Annotated in this window: 21 protein-coding genes and 2 tRNA genes; 13 read left to right on the top strand and 10 right to left on the bottom strand. The window is 62.2% G+C overall.

Features of this window, described 5'->3' with window-relative positions; genetic code table 11:
* Window positions 1–24: 24 nt before the first annotated feature.
* Both rfaD and V4529_09830 read right to left on the bottom strand, forming a co-directional pair.
* Window positions 25–1,026, bottom strand: coding sequence for an ADP-glyceromanno-heptose 6-epimerase (rfaD, locus tag V4529_09825; protein ID MES2358625.1), 1,002 nt, complete (start codon window positions 1,024–1,026; stop codon window positions 25–27).
* An 11-nt stretch (window positions 1,027–1,037) separates the two neighbouring features.
* A complete protein-coding gene (locus tag V4529_09830) occupies window positions 1,038–1,910 on the bottom strand; it encodes a CPBP family intramembrane glutamic endopeptidase (GenBank protein MES2358626.1) in 873 nt (290 codons plus the stop codon).
* Between the two features lie 72 nt (window positions 1,911–1,982).
* Here V4529_09830 and V4529_09835 point away from each other — a divergent pair.
* The 3 genes from V4529_09835 (at window position 1,983) to lexA (ending at window position 4,336) form a co-directional block, all read left to right on the top strand.
* A tRNA-Ser gene (locus tag V4529_09835) sits at window positions 1,983–2,072 on the top strand.
* A 69-nt stretch (window positions 2,073–2,141) separates the two neighbouring features.
* Window positions 2,142–3,608: a glutamate--tRNA ligase gene (gltX, locus tag V4529_09840; protein ID MES2358627.1), complete on the top strand. Its 1,467-nt coding sequence runs from the start codon at window positions 2,142–2,144 to the stop codon at window positions 3,606–3,608.
* A 65-nt stretch (window positions 3,609–3,673) separates the two neighbouring features.
* The gene (lexA, locus tag V4529_09845) at window positions 3,674–4,336 is read left to right on the top strand and encodes a transcriptional repressor LexA (protein MES2358628.1); all 663 of its coding nucleotides are present in this window, start codon (window positions 3,674–3,676) and stop codon (window positions 4,334–4,336) included.
* A 41-nt stretch (window positions 4,337–4,377) separates the two neighbouring features.
* On the opposite strand, the gene V4529_09850 is transcribed toward lexA, so the two are convergent.
* From V4529_09850 to trxA, 6 genes are all read right to left on the bottom strand, one after another.
* A complete protein-coding gene (locus V4529_09850; protein MES2358629.1) occupies window positions 4,378–5,217 on the bottom strand; it encodes a hypothetical protein in 840 nt (279 codons plus the stop codon).
* A 12-nt stretch (window positions 5,218–5,229) separates the two neighbouring features.
* Window positions 5,230–6,405 (bottom strand): aminotransferase class I/II-fold pyridoxal phosphate-dependent enzyme, encoded by a 1,176-nt coding sequence (locus V4529_09855; protein MES2358630.1) that lies wholly within the window; start codon window positions 6,403–6,405, stop codon window positions 5,230–5,232.
* A complete protein-coding gene (locus V4529_09860) occupies window positions 6,406–7,035 on the bottom strand; it encodes a fumarylacetoacetate hydrolase family protein (GenBank protein ID MES2358631.1) in 630 nt (209 codons plus the stop codon).
* Window positions 7,036–7,040: 5 nt separating this feature from the next.
* The gene (locus V4529_09865; protein MES2358632.1) at window positions 7,041–9,296 is read right to left on the bottom strand and encodes an ATP-dependent DNA helicase; all 2,256 of its coding nucleotides are present in this window, start codon (window positions 9,294–9,296) and stop codon (window positions 7,041–7,043) included.
* 35 nt (window positions 9,297–9,331) lie between these two features.
* Window positions 9,332–10,189: a 16S rRNA (cytidine(1402)-2'-O)-methyltransferase gene (gene rsmI, locus V4529_09870; protein ID MES2358633.1), complete on the bottom strand. Its 858-nt coding sequence runs from the start codon at window positions 10,187–10,189 to the stop codon at window positions 9,332–9,334.
* Window positions 10,190–10,280: 91 nt separating this feature from the next.
* Window positions 10,281–10,607 (bottom strand): thioredoxin, encoded by a 327-nt coding sequence (trxA, locus tag V4529_09875; GenBank protein MES2358634.1) that lies wholly within the window; start codon window positions 10,605–10,607, stop codon window positions 10,281–10,283.
* Between the two features lie 86 nt (window positions 10,608–10,693).
* On the opposite strand from trxA, the gene mce reads away from it, so the two are divergent.
* Window positions 10,694–11,119 carry a methylmalonyl-CoA epimerase gene (gene mce / locus V4529_09880; GenBank protein ID MES2358635.1) on the top strand — a complete coding sequence of 142 codons (426 nt, stop codon included), beginning with the start codon at window positions 10,694–10,696 and terminating at the stop codon, window positions 11,117–11,119.
* Window positions 11,120–11,157: 38 nt separating this feature from the next.
* Here mce and V4529_09885 read toward each other — a convergent pair whose 3' ends face one another.
* Window positions 11,158–11,607: a hypothetical protein gene (locus V4529_09885; GenBank protein MES2358636.1), complete on the bottom strand. Its 450-nt coding sequence runs from the start codon at window positions 11,605–11,607 to the stop codon at window positions 11,158–11,160.
* Window positions 11,608–11,682: 75 nt separating this feature from the next.
* Entirely contained in the window at window positions 11,683–12,150 is a 468-nt protein-coding gene (locus tag V4529_09890; protein MES2358637.1) for a hypothetical protein, read from the bottom strand.
* Between the two features lie 27 nt (window positions 12,151–12,177).
* On the opposite strand from V4529_09890, the gene V4529_09895 reads away from it, so the two are divergent.
* The 9 genes from V4529_09895 to V4529_09935 all read left to right on the top strand — a co-directional run bounded on the left by V4529_09895 (window position 12,178) and on the right by V4529_09935 (window position 19,288).
* Window positions 12,178–12,903: a pyridoxine 5'-phosphate synthase gene (locus V4529_09895; GenBank protein ID MES2358638.1), complete on the top strand. Its 726-nt coding sequence runs from the start codon at window positions 12,178–12,180 to the stop codon at window positions 12,901–12,903.
* Window positions 12,900–13,919: a lysylphosphatidylglycerol synthase transmembrane domain-containing protein gene (locus V4529_09900; GenBank protein MES2358639.1), complete on the top strand. Its 1,020-nt coding sequence runs from the start codon at window positions 12,900–12,902 to the stop codon at window positions 13,917–13,919. The genes V4529_09895 and V4529_09900 overlap by 4 nt, the downstream gene beginning before the upstream one ends.
* A gap of 7 nt (window positions 13,920–13,926) precedes the next feature.
* Window positions 13,927–14,793 (top strand): 4-(cytidine 5'-diphospho)-2-C-methyl-D-erythritol kinase, encoded by an 867-nt coding sequence (gene ispE, locus V4529_09905; protein ID MES2358640.1) that lies wholly within the window; start codon window positions 13,927–13,929, stop codon window positions 14,791–14,793.
* Between the two features lie 21 nt (window positions 14,794–14,814).
* Window positions 14,815–14,885 (top strand) — tRNA-Gln (locus tag V4529_09910).
* Window positions 14,886–14,964: 79 nt separating this feature from the next.
* A complete protein-coding gene (locus V4529_09915; protein MES2358641.1) occupies window positions 14,965–15,918 on the top strand; it encodes a ribose-phosphate pyrophosphokinase in 954 nt (317 codons plus the stop codon).
* A 9-nt stretch (window positions 15,919–15,927) separates the two neighbouring features.
* A complete protein-coding gene (locus tag V4529_09920; GenBank protein ID MES2358642.1) occupies window positions 15,928–16,587 on the top strand; it encodes a 50S ribosomal protein L25 in 660 nt (219 codons plus the stop codon).
* Between the two features lie 63 nt (window positions 16,588–16,650).
* Window positions 16,651–17,220, top strand: a complete 570-nt coding sequence (gene pth / locus V4529_09925) for an aminoacyl-tRNA hydrolase (GenBank protein MES2358643.1) — start codon at window positions 16,651–16,653, stop codon at window positions 17,218–17,220.
* 169 nt (window positions 17,221–17,389) lie between these two features.
* Window positions 17,390–18,490, top strand: coding sequence for a redox-regulated ATPase YchF (gene ychF / locus V4529_09930; protein ID MES2358644.1), 1,101 nt, complete (start codon window positions 17,390–17,392; stop codon window positions 18,488–18,490).
* Window positions 18,491–19,288 carry a class I SAM-dependent methyltransferase gene (locus tag V4529_09935; GenBank protein ID MES2358645.1) on the top strand — a complete coding sequence of 266 codons (798 nt, stop codon included), beginning with the start codon at window positions 18,491–18,493 and terminating at the stop codon, window positions 19,286–19,288.
* Window positions 19,289–19,419: the final 131 nt, after the last annotated feature.

Consider the following 19,419-nt stretch of genomic DNA (forward strand, 5'->3'; position numbering starts at 1 on the left):
CGCGCTACGGTACGCGCTTGGCAATCACACGTCGCCCAGGTGCGCCCTCGGCACCAGATAGTTCTTCACATAGTCCCCCACCGCATCCCCGAGCGGAGTTATCGGCGCCGCGTATCCGCTCTCCCGCATGCGCCCTATGTCAGCCTGCGTGAAGTACTGATATCTCGCGCGTAGATCCTCCGGCATGTCGATGAATCTGATGTTCGCCGGTTTCCCGAGAGCCGCAAATACTGCGTTCGCAAGCTCGACCCACGTGTTCGCGTCGCCGCTACCGACGTTGAACAGCCCGTTCGCGCCGTCGGTGGCGGCAACATGCAGCGTCATATTGACTGCGTCCTTCACGTACAGAAAATCCCGTTTCTGCTCGCCGTCCGCGTACTCCGGACGATAGCTCCTGAACAGTCTGATCTCGCCCGTCTCCGCGATCTGGCCGTACGCCTTGTTCACGAGGCTGCGCATGTCGCCCTTGTGATCCTCGTTCGGTCCGAAGATGTTGAAGAACTTGACGCCAGCTATCTTGCCGAGTGTTCCGCGTTGCGCCGCGTACAGATCGAACATCTGCTTGGAGTAGCCGTACATATTGAGCGGACGCAGCGTGTGCAGGTACGGCAGCGATGCGTCGTCGCGCATCCCTGCACCGCCGTCGCCGTAGGTCGCGGCGGACGACGCGTACACGAATCGTCCGTTGGATGACAGCGTCCACGCTGCGAGGTCTTTCGTGAACTGATAGTTGTTGCGCACCAGATACGCAGCGTCGAGCTCGGTCGTGGATGAGCAAGCGCCCATGTGCAGCACCACATCGAAGCGTCCGAGTGAGCCTGCGCCGAGTCGCGGCAGCAGATCGTCGGCTTCGAGATAATCCTCGAACGTGAGCGGTGCGAGATTGCGCCACTTCTCGCTCGTCTCGAGAAAGTCCGCAATGACGATGCGCTCGCAACCGCGCCTGTTGAGCTCCCAAACGAGCGCACTTCCAATGAAACCTGCGCCGCCCGTGACCAGCACTCGCGCCCTGGCAAAGTCGATCATGTTGGGGGAATTTATAGTGATGAGCTGTTGCCGTCGCGAGCTCGGCGCCGCCAGATCGGCTGCACTACGCGCCCCGATCGGACCGCATGGACGAGCAGCCATACAGATACGAGCGAAACAAGTACCGCCGGCAACGAAGCTTCCGGTCCAAATCCTCCGCCCGTCGCCCACGCCGGACCTGACAGTGTCGACACGAACAGACCGTGCGGAACGGTGCCGGAAACGGGTGCACCGAAAATTCCGGACTGCGTGAAATTCCAGGCGGCGTGAAGACCGATCGGCAACCATAGTCTCCGCGTGATCATGAACGCGGCGCCGAGCAGCACGCCCGCTTCGAGTGCAATAGCGAGCGCAGACGTCAGCGTCGCGTGAGGATTGGCAAGGTGACCAGCTCCAAACAGCAGCGACGAGAACGCGAGCGCCCCCCAGCTTCCGATCCACTCCTCGGTTATCCGGAAGATGACGCCGCGGAATAGCACTTCTTCCAACACGCCAGCGCCGAGCCCAAGCGCGAGCGGCGACAGTATCGCGGTCCAGTGATTGACGCCCACTATGGCGTAATCACCAAGCGCCCAGATTATCCCGATCGTTACCGTGAACAGTAAAGCACCGAGCAGGAAGCCAGCGGCGAACTCTTTCGGCGCCGGTCCAAGTGCAAGCTCGGGCACTCCACGCCGCTCCACGACTCGCACGTACACGAGATACGCAACGACCATCACTATTGCGCCGATTACTTCGAAGAGGAAGGGTGGCTTGATCTTCAGGGCAACCAACGCGAACAGCCAGCCACCCATCCACAGAATTGCGATGAGAAGGTGCGTGGCCGGGTAACGCAACACTCGCAGCAGGCGACCTTCCGCCGGCTGTGCAAGGAACTCGTCCATCAATATTGCTCCTGTCCTGTATTGTTTCGGCTTGTACAGTCCGTCGTGCAGCACTAACTTACACCGGCTCCAGGAGGGGTGGCCGAGAGGCTGAAGGCACCGGTTTGCTAAACCGGCATAGGGGGTCAACCTCTATCGAGGGTTCGAATCCCTCCCTCTCCGTATATTCCACGCTACGGCGGGCTCGGTCCTCGATGACGGGCCCGTTTGCGTATCCATCATCTTTGTGACATGAGCTCTCACCCGCCAGCACGCGTTCGCTTCGCACCATCACCCACGGGATACCTGCACGTGGGCGGCGCGCGCACCGCCCTGTTCAACTGGCTGTATGTGCGCCGCTTCGGCGGTCAGTTTCTCCTCCGCATCGAGGACACCGACAAGGTGCGCAGCACCGACGAGAGCACGCGCGCAATTTTCGACGGACTCGAGTGGCTTGGCCTCAACTGGGACGAGCCCGTCGTATACCAGGGCGCGAACCTGGAACGGCATCGCGCGGATGTCAAGCAACTGCTCGATGCCGGCCTCGCATATCGCGACTTCACGCCGCAGAGTGTCCTCGAGGAGCGACGCTCGGCGGCGCAGGCGCGTGGCGAGATCTACAAGTACAAACGCGAGTGGGCCGAGATTCCACTGCACGAAGAGGAACAGCGACTCGAGCGCGGCGACCCGTACGTCGTGCGCTTTCGCGTTCCGGACGAGCACGGTGTCACGGAATGGGATGATCTCGTGCACGCGCGCATCGCCTTCCCGAACAAGGACGTCGACGACTTCGTGATACTGCGCTCCGATCGTACACCCATCTACAACTTCGCTGTCGTGTCGGATGACGTCGCGATGGGTGTCACGCTCGTCATGCGCGGCGACGACCACATCTCCAACACGCCCAAGCAGATCATGCTGTACCGTGCGCTCGGCAAGGATCTTCCGCGCTTCGCGCACCTTCCGATGATCCATGGGCTGGACGGAAAGAAGTTGAGCAAGCGTCACGGAGCGACTGCCGTCGGAGATTACCAGCATGAAGGACTGCTGCCGCAGGCGATGCTCAACTTCCTCGCGTTGCTGGGCTGGTCGCCCGGCGGCGACCGCGAGGTGATGACGCTCGCCGAGATGGTCGAGCTGTTCTCACCGGAAGGGTTGCAGCGCAAGGCCGCGATCTTCGACCCCAAGAAGCTCGAGTGGATGAACGGCCAGCACATGTCCATGATGCCGCTCGCCGAGCTGGAGCCTGTGGTAACGCGCGCAATAATCGCAGCCGGTCTTGCGACTGGCGAGGAGCTAGCCGCGCGCCACGACTGGTATCTCCAGCTCGTGGATCTGCTGCGGGTGCGCGCGCGCGTCGTGGACGACATAGTCCGCCAGGCGGCACCCTACTTCGTGGATCAGATCACGTATGATCCCGAAGCGGTCGCCAAGCAATGGAAGGACAGGCCGGCCACGCTGGAAATCCTCGCCTCCACGCGCGCCGCACTGGCCGCCGTTCCTTCGTGGGATGCGACTACCCTCGAAGCCGAGCTGAGAGGACTCGCGGAACGGCACGGAATTGGCGGCGGAAAGTTGTTTCAGCCGCTCAGAGTCGCATTGACCGGCCTGACCGTCAGCCCCGGCATCTTCGACGTACTCGTGATGCAGGGGCAGGACCGCGCGGTCGCCCGGCTCGAACGAGCGATCGATTACATTAATGATCGAAACAATGGTTGACCGGCCGAGAACCGCGCCACATTTTGTGTGCTACAGCGTACAACCCGAACCCTCACGGAGTGCTTATGTCTGAGCAATTGACGCGTCTCGAAAGCTCAGTCTATCAGTACCTGCTCGATTTCACGGCTGAACATACATATCAGCCAAGTATTCGCGACATCGGCAAGAAGTTCGAGATCAAGTCGACCAAGACGGTCTCGGATCTCCTGCAGTCGCTTGCACGCAAGGGATACATCGAGCGCGATCCCTCACGCTCACGCGGAGTGCGGCTGCTCGGCTTCAGCGGTGCCGCGCAATCGACTCCGGTTCCGTACTACGGACGTATTCACGCGGGTGAGCCTGCACTGCTTCCGGAGCATCGCGAAGGATTCATCACAATGGACAGGCGATTCCTGCCATCGGAGCGTGTCTTCTTTCTGAAGGTGAAGGGAGACAGCATGATCGGGCGTGCTATCGAGAGCGGCGACTTCGTGATGGTCGACGCTGCAGCTTCGCCGAAGGATGGCGACATGGTCGCTGCGCGGATCGGTGAAGACGCGACGATCAAGACGCTGTCGCATGATGGACAGACGGTGGTGCTCAAGGCCGCGAACCCGGCCGACCGGGACATCGTCGTAAATCCGCGCGACGGTTTCGGCGTGCTGGGAGTCGTATGCGGCGTGTTCAGGCCATTCACCGTACTCGATACGGATAGCGCGCAGACAGCGTCGTCGGGATTGGTTTCGTAGCGCAGGGGCAGGCACCGCCTGCCCCTACAGAATCCACGTAACTACTGCGGCTGCGACTTCGCGTCCTGCGCAGCCTTCTGCTTGATCTCCTCCGCTTCCTTCCGCTCGCGCTCCTTGCGCTCGCGGATGCTTCGTACAGCCTTCTCGAAGTCCGCGTCGTTGATTCCGCGCTGAGCCTGCTCGAAGATCTCGTCGTGGTTCGCGGTGAGCGTCTTGTTACGCTGGTATGTAGTAGGGTTGCCGGTAATGTTGAGCGGCAACATCGCGAGGACCGCTGTCGGAATCGAGAATGGTCCGAGGTGGATGTACTTGCTGTCGATTCCGTACTTCTGCCCGCCCTTCTCGAACGTCCAGTCGCCAGGTTTTCTGCCGCTGTTGGCTACGCGGACCGAGTCGTTGAAGGCGCCGATGTCGTTCTTGATTACGCTGTCGAGTCGCTGAGCGTCGGTCTTGGGCGCACTCGCGACCTCGCCCGGTGCGACCCAGACGCGCGGGTCCTCGTAACGCGGCTGAACACCGCGTAGCTGCCCGCCGCCGCCAATGAGCGGTCCGCTGGAGGGACCGATGGAATTGACCGGTGGCCCCTTGGGCGGTGCGGTGATGATCTGTGGGACTTTGGTCGGAGCGGTCGGCATCTGAGCCGCGCTCGGTTTCTTTGCCAGCCCGTCTCCGCCGCTCCTGCCAGGTGTCGGCGGCAGGTGATTCCTAGGCTGAGGTAACGCCAGGAACCCTACTCGCTCGACCACCGGCGCGGGTACCGCGTGGCCGAACGAAAGGAAGTCCGGATGCCGCGACAGGATTGCCTGAATGAACAGAACCGCGACCACCACGTGAATGGCGATCGAGGTGATCCAGGCACCTGACGGACGGCGGAATTGCATATCTACGCGAGCCTAGTCGTTGAACGAGGCAAGTACGCGTCCCGCACGCTTCGCAGCTTCGCGGATGCGCTCGGGCGACGTGATGAACGAGATACGGAAGAAACCCTCGCCTCCGGCGCCGAACGCTGCACCAGCCAACACGACCACACCTTCCTGCTCCATCAACTTGTCGGCGAACACCTTGCTTGGAATGTGCGGCGGCAGTGGAATCCAGAGATACATCGCAGCTTTCGGAACGTCGCACTGGAAGCCGTTCTCACGGAACGCGGCAACTGCTGCATCCCGGCGCTCCGTGAAGATCGCCACGTTCTTTGGAACGAACTCGTCGTGCACGTCCAGCGCAGCAGCTGCCGCGGCCTGAATCGCGAGATACGAGCCAGTATCGATGAACGACTTTACGGTCGCCAGAGCGTGCACCAGCTCTTCGCGTCCGCATGCCCAGCCACAACGCCAGCCGGTCATGTTGTACGTCTTGGACATTGAATGGAATTCGAGGGCGACGTCACGAGCTCCCTCCACCTCGAAGATGCTCGGCGGCACATAGCCATCGTATGCCATTTCGGAGTACGCGTTGTCGTACACGAGCACGATGTCGTGCTCCTTGCACTGCTTCACGACGCGCGCGAGATATTCCATCGGAGCGATTGCAGCGGTCGGATTCCCCGGATAGTTCAGATAGAGAATCTTTGTCCGCGCGAGCACGTCGCTCGGCACTTCGTCGAGCTCGACGAGGAAGTTGTTATCGGCGCGCAGCTCGTAGCGGTACGGCGTTCCGTTGGACAGGATCGTTCCGCCCATGTACGCGTTATAGCCCGGCTCCGGCATGATGGCGTAGTCGCCCTTGTCGAGATACGCGAGCGCGAGATGTGCGAGACCTTCCTTGGATCCGATGAGCGGAACTACTTCCTTGAGCGGATCGAATGTGACGCCGAACCGCTTCTTCATGAAGCGAACTATCGCCTCACGGTATTCCACGAGTCCCATCTCGAATCCGTAGCGGCCCATGGCCGGCTCACGGATCGCGCGCGTCATTCGCTCGAGCGCTGCTTCAGGCGGCGGCAGGATTGCGTCGCCAGCACCCAGATCTATGAGGTCCACGCCGCGCGCGATCAACGCACGCTTCTTGTGCGGAATATCGGCCAGCGGGTACGGCGGAAGTTTTGTGATGCGTTCGTTGTAGGGAGGCACTCAGACGGTGTTGGTGACAGGGTTGCGCACTTTACTGATTCCGGGAATTTCTATTTCCACCACGTCGCCAGCGGCGAGTTTGCCGACACCTGCCGGGGTGCCAGTTGCAACCACGTCGCCCGGCTCCAGCGTCATGATTCCCGATATGTAGGATAGCAAATCCGGAATCGGGAAGACCATGTCGGAAGCCGCACCGCGTTGGCGTTCTACCCCGTTCACCCGGGTTAGTACCATCAGAGTTTTCAGGTCGCTCGGGGCGGCGGATTCCGGCCCGATCGCGCAGAAAGTGTCGAAACCCTTGGCGCGGGTCCACTGCCCGTCGCTCTTCTGGAGGTCTCGCGCGGTGACGTCGTTGAGCGCGCAAATACCCCGAATCGCCTTGGCGGCGGCCGCAACATCTGCGTGAGAGAGCCTGGACCCGATCACCACGCCGATCTCACCCTCGAATTCCACCTGATTCGACTGCGGTGGCAGGACAATCGACTCACCCTCGCGGATCACGCTCGAGGGGGGCTTGAGAAAAAGAAGGGGCTCCTTGGGGACCGCGTTACCGAGCTCCTTCGCGTGTTCGGAGTAATTTCGGCCCACGCATACGATCTTGCCGGGCCGGCCAGTGGCTGTTTGAGTCATGCTGTTCAGGTCCTGCCGTAGAAGCGTTGAAGTTGACGCTCAAGCGCACTCCACGCTCCACTCATGCGCCTGGCGGGGGGAAGGTCGCGTAAGAGCTCACGGCCGTATCTCTTGGTGATTACGCGCGGATCCGCAATAATGATGGCGCCGCGGTCGGTGCCCGTGCGTATCAGCCGGCCGAAGCCCTGCTTGAGTCGAAGTGACGCGTGCGGCAGCATGTACTCGCCGAACGCGTCGCCACCGCGCGCTGTGATCGCCTCGCACTGCGCCGCCGTCACCGGCTCCGACGGAACCCTGAACGGCAGTCGCGCGATTACCAGAGCACGCAGCGCATCGCCCGGCACGTCGACGCCTTCCCAGTACGACGACGTGCCAAGCAGTATTGCGTTGCCGGAGTTGCGGAAGCGCTGCAGCAACGCATCGCGGCCGTCCTCTCCGTGAACGAGAAGAGTGAACTCATCCGCGAGATCATTTCGTCGGAGTGCCTCTCCAGCCGCGCGAACGTCGCGATGGCTCGTGAACAGCACGAACATCCCGCCGCCCGACGCGCGCGCAACGTCCGCGATGATGCGCAGCACAGCGCTGAAGTGGCGCGCTGCATCTTCGTTCGGTGCGGGCACGTCGGTCGGAACGATGAGCAACGCCTGTGACTGGTAGTCGAACGGCGACGCGAATGCCGCTGTCACCGGTGTGATCGCGCTGCCGTCGAGTCCGAACCGCCGCGCAACAAATGCAAAGTCACCCTCGGTGCCGAGCGTGGCGCTCGTCACCACTGCGGTCTTCACGCGCGTAAAGAGATCGTCGCGCAGAATGGGAGCGAGATCGAGCGGCACCGCGGTCACCGCGATATTCCCTTCCCGTCCCTTTACCTCGAGCCAGCGCACCATCGGCTCGACCGTGGCCGGCGGACGCAGCGCGAGCAGCAATCCGTCTGCCGAAGCATCGAGTCTGCGTGCGACCGCGCGCAGCTCGTTGACGAGCATCAGCAGCGTATCGTCGCGCCGATCACCACCCTGCAACCGATCGCCGACGAGCGTGAGACTCTCGCCCAGCACCCGCAGCTCGCGCAACAGATCCGTCAGCGCGATGTGCAGGCCGCCCTTCCACACGGGGTGTTGCGCGAAGTCTTCACTCATCCGCATCACCGGCGCGGCGTCGTTCTGCAGTACCGCGAGCAACAGATCGAACACCAGATCGCTCTTCTCGCGCGACGCGCGCACCGCAGGCACGATGCGCTGCGTCACGACGTCGAGGCTCGCGGTGCCGAGCAGATCTCGCGACGCCGAAAGACGCTCGACCAGCGTTGTGACGAGCCCGCGTCCGCGACGGTCCAGACGGTTGAAGAGTCGTTGCAGCGTACGCCGCGACGTCGTGACGCCAAGGTGCGCCGACGCGGCGTCTTCGAGATGATGCCCCTCGTCTATCACCAGCCGCGTGTACGACGGAATCACCGCAGCGTCTTCCCAGTTTCCCGCTGCGCGACGTACCGCGACGTCCGACATCAGGAGATGATGATTCACCACGACGACGTCAGCCTGCGCAGCTTCACGTCGCGCCTTGAACAGGAAGCAGTCCTGATAGTGCGGACATGCGTTGCGCGTGCACAGATCCGGCTCAGCGGCAACTTCGTCCCACACCTCACCGCGTGGCGGTGTCGCGAGATCGCTCAGCGATCCATCTTCCGTCGTCTCGCTCCAGATGCGAATCTCCTCCAGTGCTTCGCTCGCCTCGTCGTCGACGAGACTCGGCCCGAGCAACGTCGCCTGCGCGAGACGCAGCTTGCAGAGATAATTGCGCCAGCCCTTGAGCAGGGCGAATCGCACGTTCTGCTCCGATGCCAGCGCGTCGTGCAGAAACGGCAGATCCTTCCGGACGAGCTGCTCCTGCAGATTGATCGTGTTGGTCGAGACTACAGTGCGCTCTCCGTTCGCCGCGGCCCAACGGAGTGCGGGGATCAGATATCCAAGCGATTTTCCAACGCCGGTTCCCGCTTCCAGCAGACCGACGCCGCCACTGTTGTACAGACCGACGACAGCCTCCGCCATCGCGCGCTGAGTCGGACGGTCCTCGAATCGCTGGCTGAACCGCTGCATCGCCCTCGCGACGGGCCCATGCGGACCGAGATCGGCGGACACCAAGGACGGATCCAGCACGCGAAGCTCACGCGTGCTGGCGGTTGTAACACCCTGCGTTTCCGTTTCGGCGTAGTCGTCCAGCAGCATTCGCGTCGCCTCGGCGACGAGATCCAGCGGGGCGATCATCGGTCTTTTTTCGGGTTCAGAGCCACCCTGGGAACTTAACCGGCCGGCGTGGAATCGGGCGGAGAATGCGCCAGCTTGTATGCGATGTTTCTCGGCACTCCAAGCTCACCTGTGAGCCGCTCTATTATGTCGCGCGACGACGCTCCTTCGGAGCGCATCCGTGAGACCGTATCACGCGCCTCGATTTCCGTTGGAGCGCGCTCCGTCGCACCGGCGATCACGAGCACTATCTCGCCCTTGATACCCTCACCGATGGTCTCGCTGAGTGAGGCGACGGTTCCGCGACGCACCTCCTCGAACCGCTTCGTCAGCTCGCGTGCGAGCGCCGCTGCCCGCTCGCCACAACCCGCATCGACCAGATCCAGCAGCGTAGCCGCGATACGCTGCGGCGATTCGTACAGAATCGTGGTGAACGGGGAGCGCAGAATCGTGCGCAGCATGGCCTCGCGCTCGCCGCCCTTGCGCGGAAGAAATCCGAGGAACGTGAACTGTTCAGCCGAGATTCCCGACGCTACCAGCGCGGACAGCAGCGCGGACGCTCCGGGAATGGGTATCACACGCAAGTCCGCTGCAAGTGCAGCCGCAACCAGTCGCGCGCCGGGATCGGACAGCAGCGGCGTGCCGGCGTCGGAGATGAGCGCAATCGACTCGCCTTCGATCATGCGCCTGACCAGCCGCGGGGATTCGCGCGCTTCGTTGTGTTCGTGGTAAGCGATCATCGGCGTCGTGACGCCGAGGTGGTTCATCAGCGTCCGCGAGTGCCGCGTGTCCTCGGCGACGACGACGCTCACCGACTTGAGCACCTCGGTCCCGCGGATCGTCATATCGCCCAGATTCCCGATCGGAGTGGCGACGATGTAGAGGGATCCCGGGGACGCAGAAGGGGCGCTCATTCGATCACCACGATAAGATCGCGGTCAAATCGAACGAACGCCCCTGGACTGAACGACGACACAGTTGCAACGCGACCGCGTTGCCCTGTGACTACGCCGCGTGCTGCTGGAACTTCGCGGCGAGCTGGGCCTTGGGAACCGCACCCAGCACCTGATCGACGACCTTCCCGTTCTTGAAGAAGAGAATCAAGGGGATCGACCGAACGCCGAAGCGCTGCGCGAGACTCTGATTCTGATCGACATCAACCTTTGCGACTTTTGCCTTGCCAGCGTACTCACTGGCCAGCTCCTCGAGAACCGGGCCGACCATGCGGCACGGGCCACACCACGGAGCCCAGAAATCCACCACTGCGAGGCCATCGTGCTTCTCGATCTCGCTCGAGAAGGTGGCGTCCGTAAGCTCCACTGAATTCGACATCTTATCTTTCTCCGCGGCAACCAAGCCGCTTATCGTGAGTGCAAAACGCGTTCACGTGCTCACCTTCTAATCTAATCGTACAGGCAATGCCCGACGCCGACGCCTCAACCCCGAAATCCGGCAGGACCGCCCACATAGCACACGTCGGAATCGCGGTGGAATCCCTGTCGGCCATCCTGCCCTTTTTCCGCGACGTTTTGCAGATGCCCGAAGTGCCGCTGGCCGATTCGGACGGGGCGCGCATAGCGGCCGTCGAAAGCGGCGAGTCGCTGATCGAGTTCCTGGAGCCGGATGCCCCCGATACGCCGATCGGCAAGTTCCTCGCGCGCCGTGGCCCAGGGATACATCACATTTGTATCGCCGTTCCAGATATCCACATAGCGCTCGACCGATGCCGCGCTGCCGGTGTCCGAATTATCGATGAGACGCCGAGGCGCGGCGCCGAGGGGAAATTGATCGCATTTCTGCACCCGTCTTCGACGGGCGGAGTGCTGGTGGAGCTATCGGAATGACTGAGCGGTACGGCGCGAACATGTCGGAGCCATAGCCCTTACGCCCGACGGAAACCAGGTCGATCCAACCCGGCGAGCCCGAACAATGCGAGCACCACGATAGTCGCCACGAACTTGATGACCGCCGTAGTCGAAGCGATCATCGCCGCGTGCTGGAACCGTGGCGGAAACGATGCTCGCATCCGGAAGTAGTCCACAATGAACAGGGCCGCGAGGATCACAAGCACCGCGACCAGCGCGAAACAGAAGACACCTATGGATCGTCGAGCGCGTTCGTTGCCGACGTAACCCGTGGCCACCAGTCCAACGAGCAGACCGATGAGCGGAACGAGGGTGATGCTGCTCAGCCCACCGACGATCTGGAATCGCCAGTTCTGATTGCCGAGTTGCATCGGCCAGACGCGCATCAGAGCGTCGCACAGAGGAATTACGAACAGCAGTGCACCTATGAGGTAGCCGGCGTGCGCCAGCGATTTGTTCTTTTCCATGCGGCCAGTGGGGGTGAGGTTCACGTCTTGCCGGAGCGCATCAACCGCTTAAGCTACGCGTGAATCGGAGAGGCGCTACATGTTGCCAGGGGCAGGCGGCGCCATCCCGCAGAAATCCTTGACCGCGGCGATATCCAGGTTTTCGACGTACCACCGCCCGTTCGGTCCGAGCACCGTATAGACAGTTGGCGTCCGCGTCCGTCCGTCGCGCTGCAGCTCGACACGCACCATGCGGCGAATTTCGGACGTAGGACTCTCGCCCAGAACCCGGAACGTGTCGTAATTGAAGTAGCACTGCAGAATCACTTCGCGCTTCTCCAGCTGCGCACGCTCCATGTTGTCGCGCGCCGACCCCTTGGACGTACCCCAGACGAGCGACATCGCCTGGAGATCCTGCGCGTGAACCGCGGCGAAGAAGCGTTCCACCGCCGCCGTGGATGTTTTGGCGCCGGGCGTGTTGTCGACCGTGGACGTCGATGGTGGCGCCGCGGTATGACACGCGAGGGCTCCCACCACCACAAATGCAAGCAGTAACTTCTTCATTGGGAAGAAGTTATACTCCGGCCGAATATGCGAGCAAGCTACCAGCGCCTTTATGTGAACATCGACCACGTCGCGACGCTCAGGCAGGCGCGACGTGGATACGAGCCCGACCCCGTCGAAGCCGCCCTTGTCTGCGAGGAAGTCGGCGTGGACGGGATCACCGCACACCTCAGGGAAGACCGCCGCCACATCCAGGACGCCGACGTGGGAGTTCTGCGGGCCGCCATCCGGACCTATTTCAACCTGGAACTCGCCTGCACCGACGAGATGGTCGCGATTGCAATCGCCAGCCGTCCGGATCAGGTAACTCTCGTCCCGGAGCGACGCGAGGAAGTCACCACGGAGGGAGGGCTCGACGTTGTGAAGCACGCGACGCGAGTCGAGCGCGCCGTTTCCGCGCTGCGGGAGGCCGGCATCCGGACAAGTCTGTTCATCGGTCCGGACGAAGCGGCCGTTCGCATGTCCAGGCAGGTCGGTGCCGACGCGATAGAGCTTCACACCGGCGACTTCGCCAACCACCCCGGTGATCCTGCGCCGCTCGGGGCTTTGCGCGAAGCCGCCACGCTCGCCGCCGAGCTCGAGCTTGCCGTACACGCCGGCCACGGCCTCACGGCGCGAAACCTCGGCCCGGTCGCCCAGATTCCCGAGATAGAGGAACTCAACATCGGGCATTCGATAATCAGCCGCGCGATATTCATAGGACTCGCAGCGGCTGTCGGCGAAATTCGAACCGCGATGGACTCTGTTCGTTGAAGAAACACTTCCGCGCGCTGCTCGGCGTCGCCATCAGCGCGGCGCTGTTATGCTGGGTGCTGCGCGAAGTGAGTCTTGCAACTGTCATTCACGAGCTATCGCAGTCGAATCCGTGGCTGTTCGCGATCGCAGTCGTGTGCGCGACGCTGATCTTCCCACTGCGGGCGCGGCGCTGGCGCACCATTCTCGATCCGATATACCCCAGGCTTCCGTTCGGTCCGCTCTGGCGCGCAACGGCGATCGGAATGATGGTGAACAACGTTGTTCCCGCGCGCGCCGGCGAGGTTGCCCGCGCGTATGTACTCACGCGCGAGACACAGGTGCCGTTCTCGACGTCCATCGCATCGCTCGCGGTTGACCGCGTCTTCGATGCGATAGTTCTGTTGCTGCTCGCGTTTCTCTCGGTACTGGATCCGCGCTTTCCGGCAAACGTTCACGTGGGCGGACAGTCGATCGTGCGCTGGGCGCTGGCTGGCGCGGTGCTGGTCGGCGTTGCGATCCTCATCCTCTACGCACTGGTGTTCTTCCCCGCACAGCTGATTCGGCTGTTCGAGTTGTTTGCGCGGCGACTCTCGCCAAAACTGGAAGAGCGCGGAAAGGCCGCACTCGCCACGTTCAGTCACGGACTGAGCGTGCTGCGCAGTCCGACTCACTTCGCGGCGGTGCTTGGATGGACGATAGCGCACTGGCTGATGAACGCGCTCGGATGGTGGATTGCGATGCTCGCTGTCGGAATCCACGCGCCGTTCTCAGCGGCACTGCTGCTGCAGGCAATGGTCGCGCTCGGCGTCGCAGTTCCCGCCGCGCCGGGATATTTCGGCGTGTTCGAGAAGGTGGCGGTGATCGGTCTCGCGATCTACTCCGTGGATCGATCGCTCGCGACAAGCTGGGCGCTCGGCTTCCATATCCTGTCATTCATTCCGATCACGGTCTTCGGCGCGGTGTACGCGGCGCGTCTGAATCTGAATCTCAAGGATCTGCAGTCGCAGCAGGACGCCGAGCCGGCCTCCGCATGAGAGTCGCGTGACGACGAGTGTTGCAGTGCGCGCACAGGCGAAGCTGAATCTCTGGCTGCACGTCCTGGCGCGCGAAGACGATGGGTATCACACTATAGAAACTCTGTTTCATCGCATCGAGCTCGCGGACGACGTTGTTGTAACGCTCGCGGCGCCGGGCGTGCGCGAGATCGCGTGCAGTGAAGATGTTGGGCCGGCTCACGAAAACCTCGCCTACCGTGCCGCGCAGATGTATACGGGAAGACAGGACTGGCCGACGGGTTTCCGCATCGTGATCACAAAGCGAATCCCTGCAGGTGGCGGGCTCGGCGGCGGCAGCGCAGATGCAGCCGCGACGCTGCTCGGTTTCAATGCGATGGCGCCACACGCATGTACGGAAGCCGAGCTGGCTGACATGGGCGCGAAGCTGGGCGCAGACGTTCCATTTCTGGTCTCAACGGCAGCGAGGGCGCTGGCATGGGGGCGCGGTGATCGGATCCTGGAACTGCCCGCACTGCCTCAGCGCCATGTCGCGCTGGTGATCCCCTCGTTCGGAATCAGCACCGCGGAGGCGTATTCATCGCTGAGCGCTAATGAGCGCCGGCCAAGCCATCTCACGATGGACGACCTGGCTGATTGGAAGGCGATCACACGGCTCGCGCGAAATGACCTGTCACGCTCCCTGCTGGCTGCCCGCTATCCGCTACTGCGGGAAGTGATCGCAGCGCTCCGCGCCGCCGGCGCATCGATCGCCGAGATGACCGGCTCCGGCTCAGTACTCTTCGGGATCTTCGACTCCGAGCCGGACGCGGATGCCCTGGCGAGGGCCACCGGCTGCCGGGTGGTGCTCACCCGGACCGCTCTCGACGTTGAAGGCGTGCGCCGGTTAGACTAGCTTTCAAGGCTGTTCTTTTTCTGCCCCCTCGTCCAATGGCAGGACATCGGTCTTTGGATCCGAGAATGGTGGTTCGAATCCACCGGGGGCAATGCAGTCGGGGGTACCCCCAAATAGCACCTCTTATTGACCGGCGCCCCAGGCGTCATTAACCTTAAAGGCTGTACAAAAATGGACGGCCTGTCCGTACCGAGTCACGGCGCCAAGCTGCTCTCCGGAACCGCCAACAAGGCGCTCGCAGAAGAGATTGCGCGCTACATGGGGATCGAGCTGTGCAAGAACACGTCGACGCGATTCGCGGACGGCGAGCTTTTTGTCCGGATCGATGAAAACGTTCGTGGCAACGATGTGTTCATCGTTCAACCCACGAATCCGCCGGCTGACAACATCATGGAGCTGCTGCTCATGATCGATGCAGCCCTTCGCGCCTCCGCGGCTCGGGTGACTGTGGTCATGCCGTACTACGGGTATTCGCGACAGGACCGCAAGGACCAGCCGCGAGTGGCGATCGGCGCAAAGCTTCTGGCAAACATGATCCAGAAGGCTGGCGCCGACAGAGTTGTGGGAGTGGATTTTCACCAGCATCAGCTTCAGGGGTTCTTCGACATTCCCGTCGATCACCTCTACGCCGCGCCGGTGTTTACCGCACACTACAGAAAGAAGCAGTTGGTGGATCCGGTCGTCGTCGCGCCCGATGTCGGGAGCGCGAAGATGGCCCGTGGTTTCGCGAAGCGGCTCAATGCCACCTTCGCGATAATCGACAAGCGACGACCCAAGGCCAACGTGGCCGAAGTCGTCAACGTCGTTGGCGAGGTCGGCGGGCGGGATTGTCTGCTGGTCGACGACATGATCGACACGGCGGGTACCATGTGTGAAGCGGCGCGCGCGCTCAAGGCTCTGGGCGCGCGTGACGTGTATGTCTGCGCAACTCACGCGCTGTTCTCCGGCCCCGCCGTCGAACGGCTCAGCAGTGCGCCTATAGCGGAGGTAGCGGTGACCGATACCGTGTGCATTCCGCCGGACCGAACGTTCCCGACGCTGAAGATACTTTCGGTGGGCGAGCTTCTCTCCAAGGCGATTCGTTACATCCACTCCGAGCAGTCGGTCAGCTCGCTATTTGAATAGGGGTCCAGCATGGCAACAGCATCACTCACCGCAACCCGCCGCACCGGTACCGGAAAGGGCAACGCACGCTCGCTTCGCCGCGACGGCCAGGTCCCTGCGGTCATCTACGGACATGCGCGCGAATCGCTGCCGCTCGCCGTTTCGGCGCGCGATCTCGAGAAGCTGCTGTCGCGCATCTCGGCCGATAACACGGTTGTCGAGCTGGCGGTAGACGGCACAACTTCCCGCGCACTCATTCGCGAGATTCAGCGCCATCCCTTCAAGCGCGCGATCCTGCACATCGATTTCCAGGAGATCGTCGCCGGTGAGAAGATGACGGTGCGCGTTCCGCTGCGTCTCATCGGTACGCCGGTCGGAGTGCGCCTGAGCGGCGGCATCATCGACCACCCGCTTCGCGAGCTCACGATCTCGGTCGATCCGGCCAGGATGCCGAATCAGATCGAGATCGACATCACCGACCTCGACCTCGGCGACTCCATTCACGTGAGCGGCGTCAAGGTTCCTGACGGCGTCACCGTGCTGGACGAGCCCGGCGCAGCCGTCGTCGTCATCGCAACGCCACGCGCAGCGGTGGAAGCTGTCGCGGCGGAAGTCGAGCCGACCTCGGCGGAGCCGGAAGTCATTCGCGCCAAGAAGCCGGAAGAGGGTGCAGAGCCCGAGAAGAAGTAACTCACTCGTGCAACGTCAGAGGGCGGGCAACTCGCCCGCCCTTTTTCGTACCCGTAATCAATCGTGAAACTCATCGTCGGACTCGGCAATCCCGGTCGCGAATACGCAGCGACGCGCCACAATGTAGGGTGGTGGCTCGTGGATCATCTCGCCGAGCGCTGGCATTTCGACGGATGGCGCAAGGACGGCGACGCGCAGGTATCGAGCGGCACGCTCGGAAATGTGAAGGTTCGTCTGCTTAAGCCGCAGACGTTCATGAACCTGAGCGGCGACGCACTGCGACCCTACACACGCCGTCCGTTCTGGGCGCCGGCAACGGATCTGCTGGTAATTTCGGACGAAGTTGCGCTGCCGGTCGGGCGATATCGCACGCGGGCGAAAGGCAGTGCAGGCGGACACAACGGATTGAAGAGCATCGAGCATGTGCTGAAGACTCGCGACTATGCGCGTCTTCGCATCGGCGTTGGGCCGCCGGCAGATCGCCAGATAAGCGGAGACCTAGCAGATTTTGTGCTGGCGCCATTTGGCAAGATGGAGCGCGAGGAGATAATGTCACTCATGCCCTCGCTTACCGACGTGTGCGAGATATGGGCGAAAGGCGACATCGAAGCTGCGATGCGGTTGAACAATTGAGCAAGTGGGGACGGAGTGGGGACGGAGTGGGGACGGAGTGGGGACGGACTCCGCAGGATTTCGTTACCGCCGCGAGATGAAAGACCCGTCTGTCCATCGTCATTCCTGCGAAAGCGGCAATGACGGAGCCAGCAGAAAGTACGCGTAATATTTCTATTTCCAGGATCAAATGTTAAAGCTCGGCATCGTAGGCCTTCCCAATGTCGGAAAATCGACGCTCTTCAACGCACTCACCGCTGCGAGTGCCGAGGCGGCGAACTATCCGTTCTGCACCGTCGAGCCAAATGTCGGCATGGTGGAAGTTCCCGACGCCCGGCTCGGCAAGCTCGCCGAGATCGTGCACCCGAAGAAGATCGTCCCCGCAGTCGTTCAGTTCGTTGACATCGCCGGCCTCGTCAAGGGCGCGGCAGACGGTGAGGGACTCGGCAACAAGTTTCTCGCGAACATTCGAGAGACCGACGCGATTGTTCACGTCGTGCGCTGCTTTGACGACGAGGACGTGACGCACGTGATGGGCAGTGTCGATCCCGCACGCGATCGCGAGGTGATCGAGTTCGAGCTGGCCATCGCGGACCTGGGAACGCTCGAGAAGCGCCTCGACAAGACGCGTCGCACTGCCAAGACCGGAGACAAGGATGCAGCGACGGAGCTTGTCGTGCTCGAACGCGCAAATGATTTCCTGAAGGAAGGACGCGGACTCTGGCATGCGTCGCTCACGCCGCACGAGAAGGAAGTGCTCGCGCCACTGACATTGTTGACGGTGAAGCCGGTGTTGTACGCGGCGAATGTCAGCGACGCCGAGCTTACTGGCGAGGAAGGCCCATATCTGGCGGCACTGCGCGCCGCTGTTGCCGCGAGTGGCGAGGAAGCCGAGATCGTTCCCTTCTCCGCCAAGATCGAGGCGGAGCTCGCCGAGCTGCCGCCGGAAGATCGGGGCGATTTTCTTGCGTCGCTTGGACTGGAGAGCGCTGGACTGGATCGCCTCATCCGCGCGGGATACCATCTGCTTGGATTGCAGACGTATTTCACCGCCGGCGAGCAGGAAGTGCGTGCGTGGACCATCCATCGCGGCGATACCGCGCCGCAGGCAGCGGGCGTGATCCACACCGACTTCGAGCGGGGCTTCATCAAGGCTGATACAGTCTCATTCGACGCCTTCATTGCCGATGGCGGATGGAAGGACGCGCGCGAAAAGGGAGATGTGCGCTCCGAAGGAAAGGAATACGTCGTGAAGGATGGCGATGTGCTTCTGTTCAAGTTCAACGTCTAGATGATAGATATCCGGCGCGTCAACGATGCGGTAGATCAGGGTTGGTCGCACGTGCGTGATACGCCGGGATATCTGTCGGAGCGCGAGGCTCGATTCATCATGACCGCGCTCGCGCTTGCTCCTGCGGAAGGGGCGAACATAGAGATCGGAAGCTTCAAGGGCCGCTCTACAGTTGGACTCGGGACCGTCGCTCGTATGCTCGAGCTGGAGCCCGTGCACGCGATAGATCCCCACACGTCGCCGTCGTCAACGGATCCCGATCTGCATGGCGCTGCGACGTCGTACGACGAGTTCATCGCGCACATCGAGCGCACGGGCAGCAGCACGCACGTAATCCCGCACCGCGCATTTTCGCACGAGGTGGCCGCGACGTGGAAAGGGCCGATACGTTTCCTCTGGATCGACGGCGATCATACCTATGCAGGCGCGCATGCAGACGTCGAGATGTTCATGCCATTTCTGGCCGACGGCGCAGTCGTCGCGATGCACGACGTGCTCGGCACCTTCGAGGGCTCGCTGCGCGTGTTCGTCGAGGACCTGCTCGAATCGGACGAATTCGGTCCCGCAGGCTTCAGCGGATCGATCGGCTGGGCGCAGTTTCGGCAGAGGGACGGTCATGCACTCGGGCATCGAATGCGGCGTCGATTGCTCGCGATACCGGCTCGCCGACTGATCCCCATCGCGCAGAGCGGACGCAACCTCGCAGGGTGGAACAAGTACGTCTACAAATTCTGGCGTCCGCTGGCACCGCACGGTGACGTGGATGCGGAAAGGCTAGCGCGGCGACTCAGGGCTTAGCCGTTTGCCGTCCTGATCATGTTTGTGACCACGCCTCGGGCCGGAAAGCTTCTTTACCCGAGTTGGTCTCCGACGCGGCGCCCAACTATATTAGAAGGCTACACAAAAACCCATCCCTTCCCTCGGTTCCG

The organism is Gemmatimonadota bacterium (assembly GCA_040388625.1).
In the GTDB taxonomy this organism is placed as follows: Bacteria; Gemmatimonadota; Gemmatimonadetes; order Gemmatimonadales; family Gemmatimonadaceae; genus Fen-1247.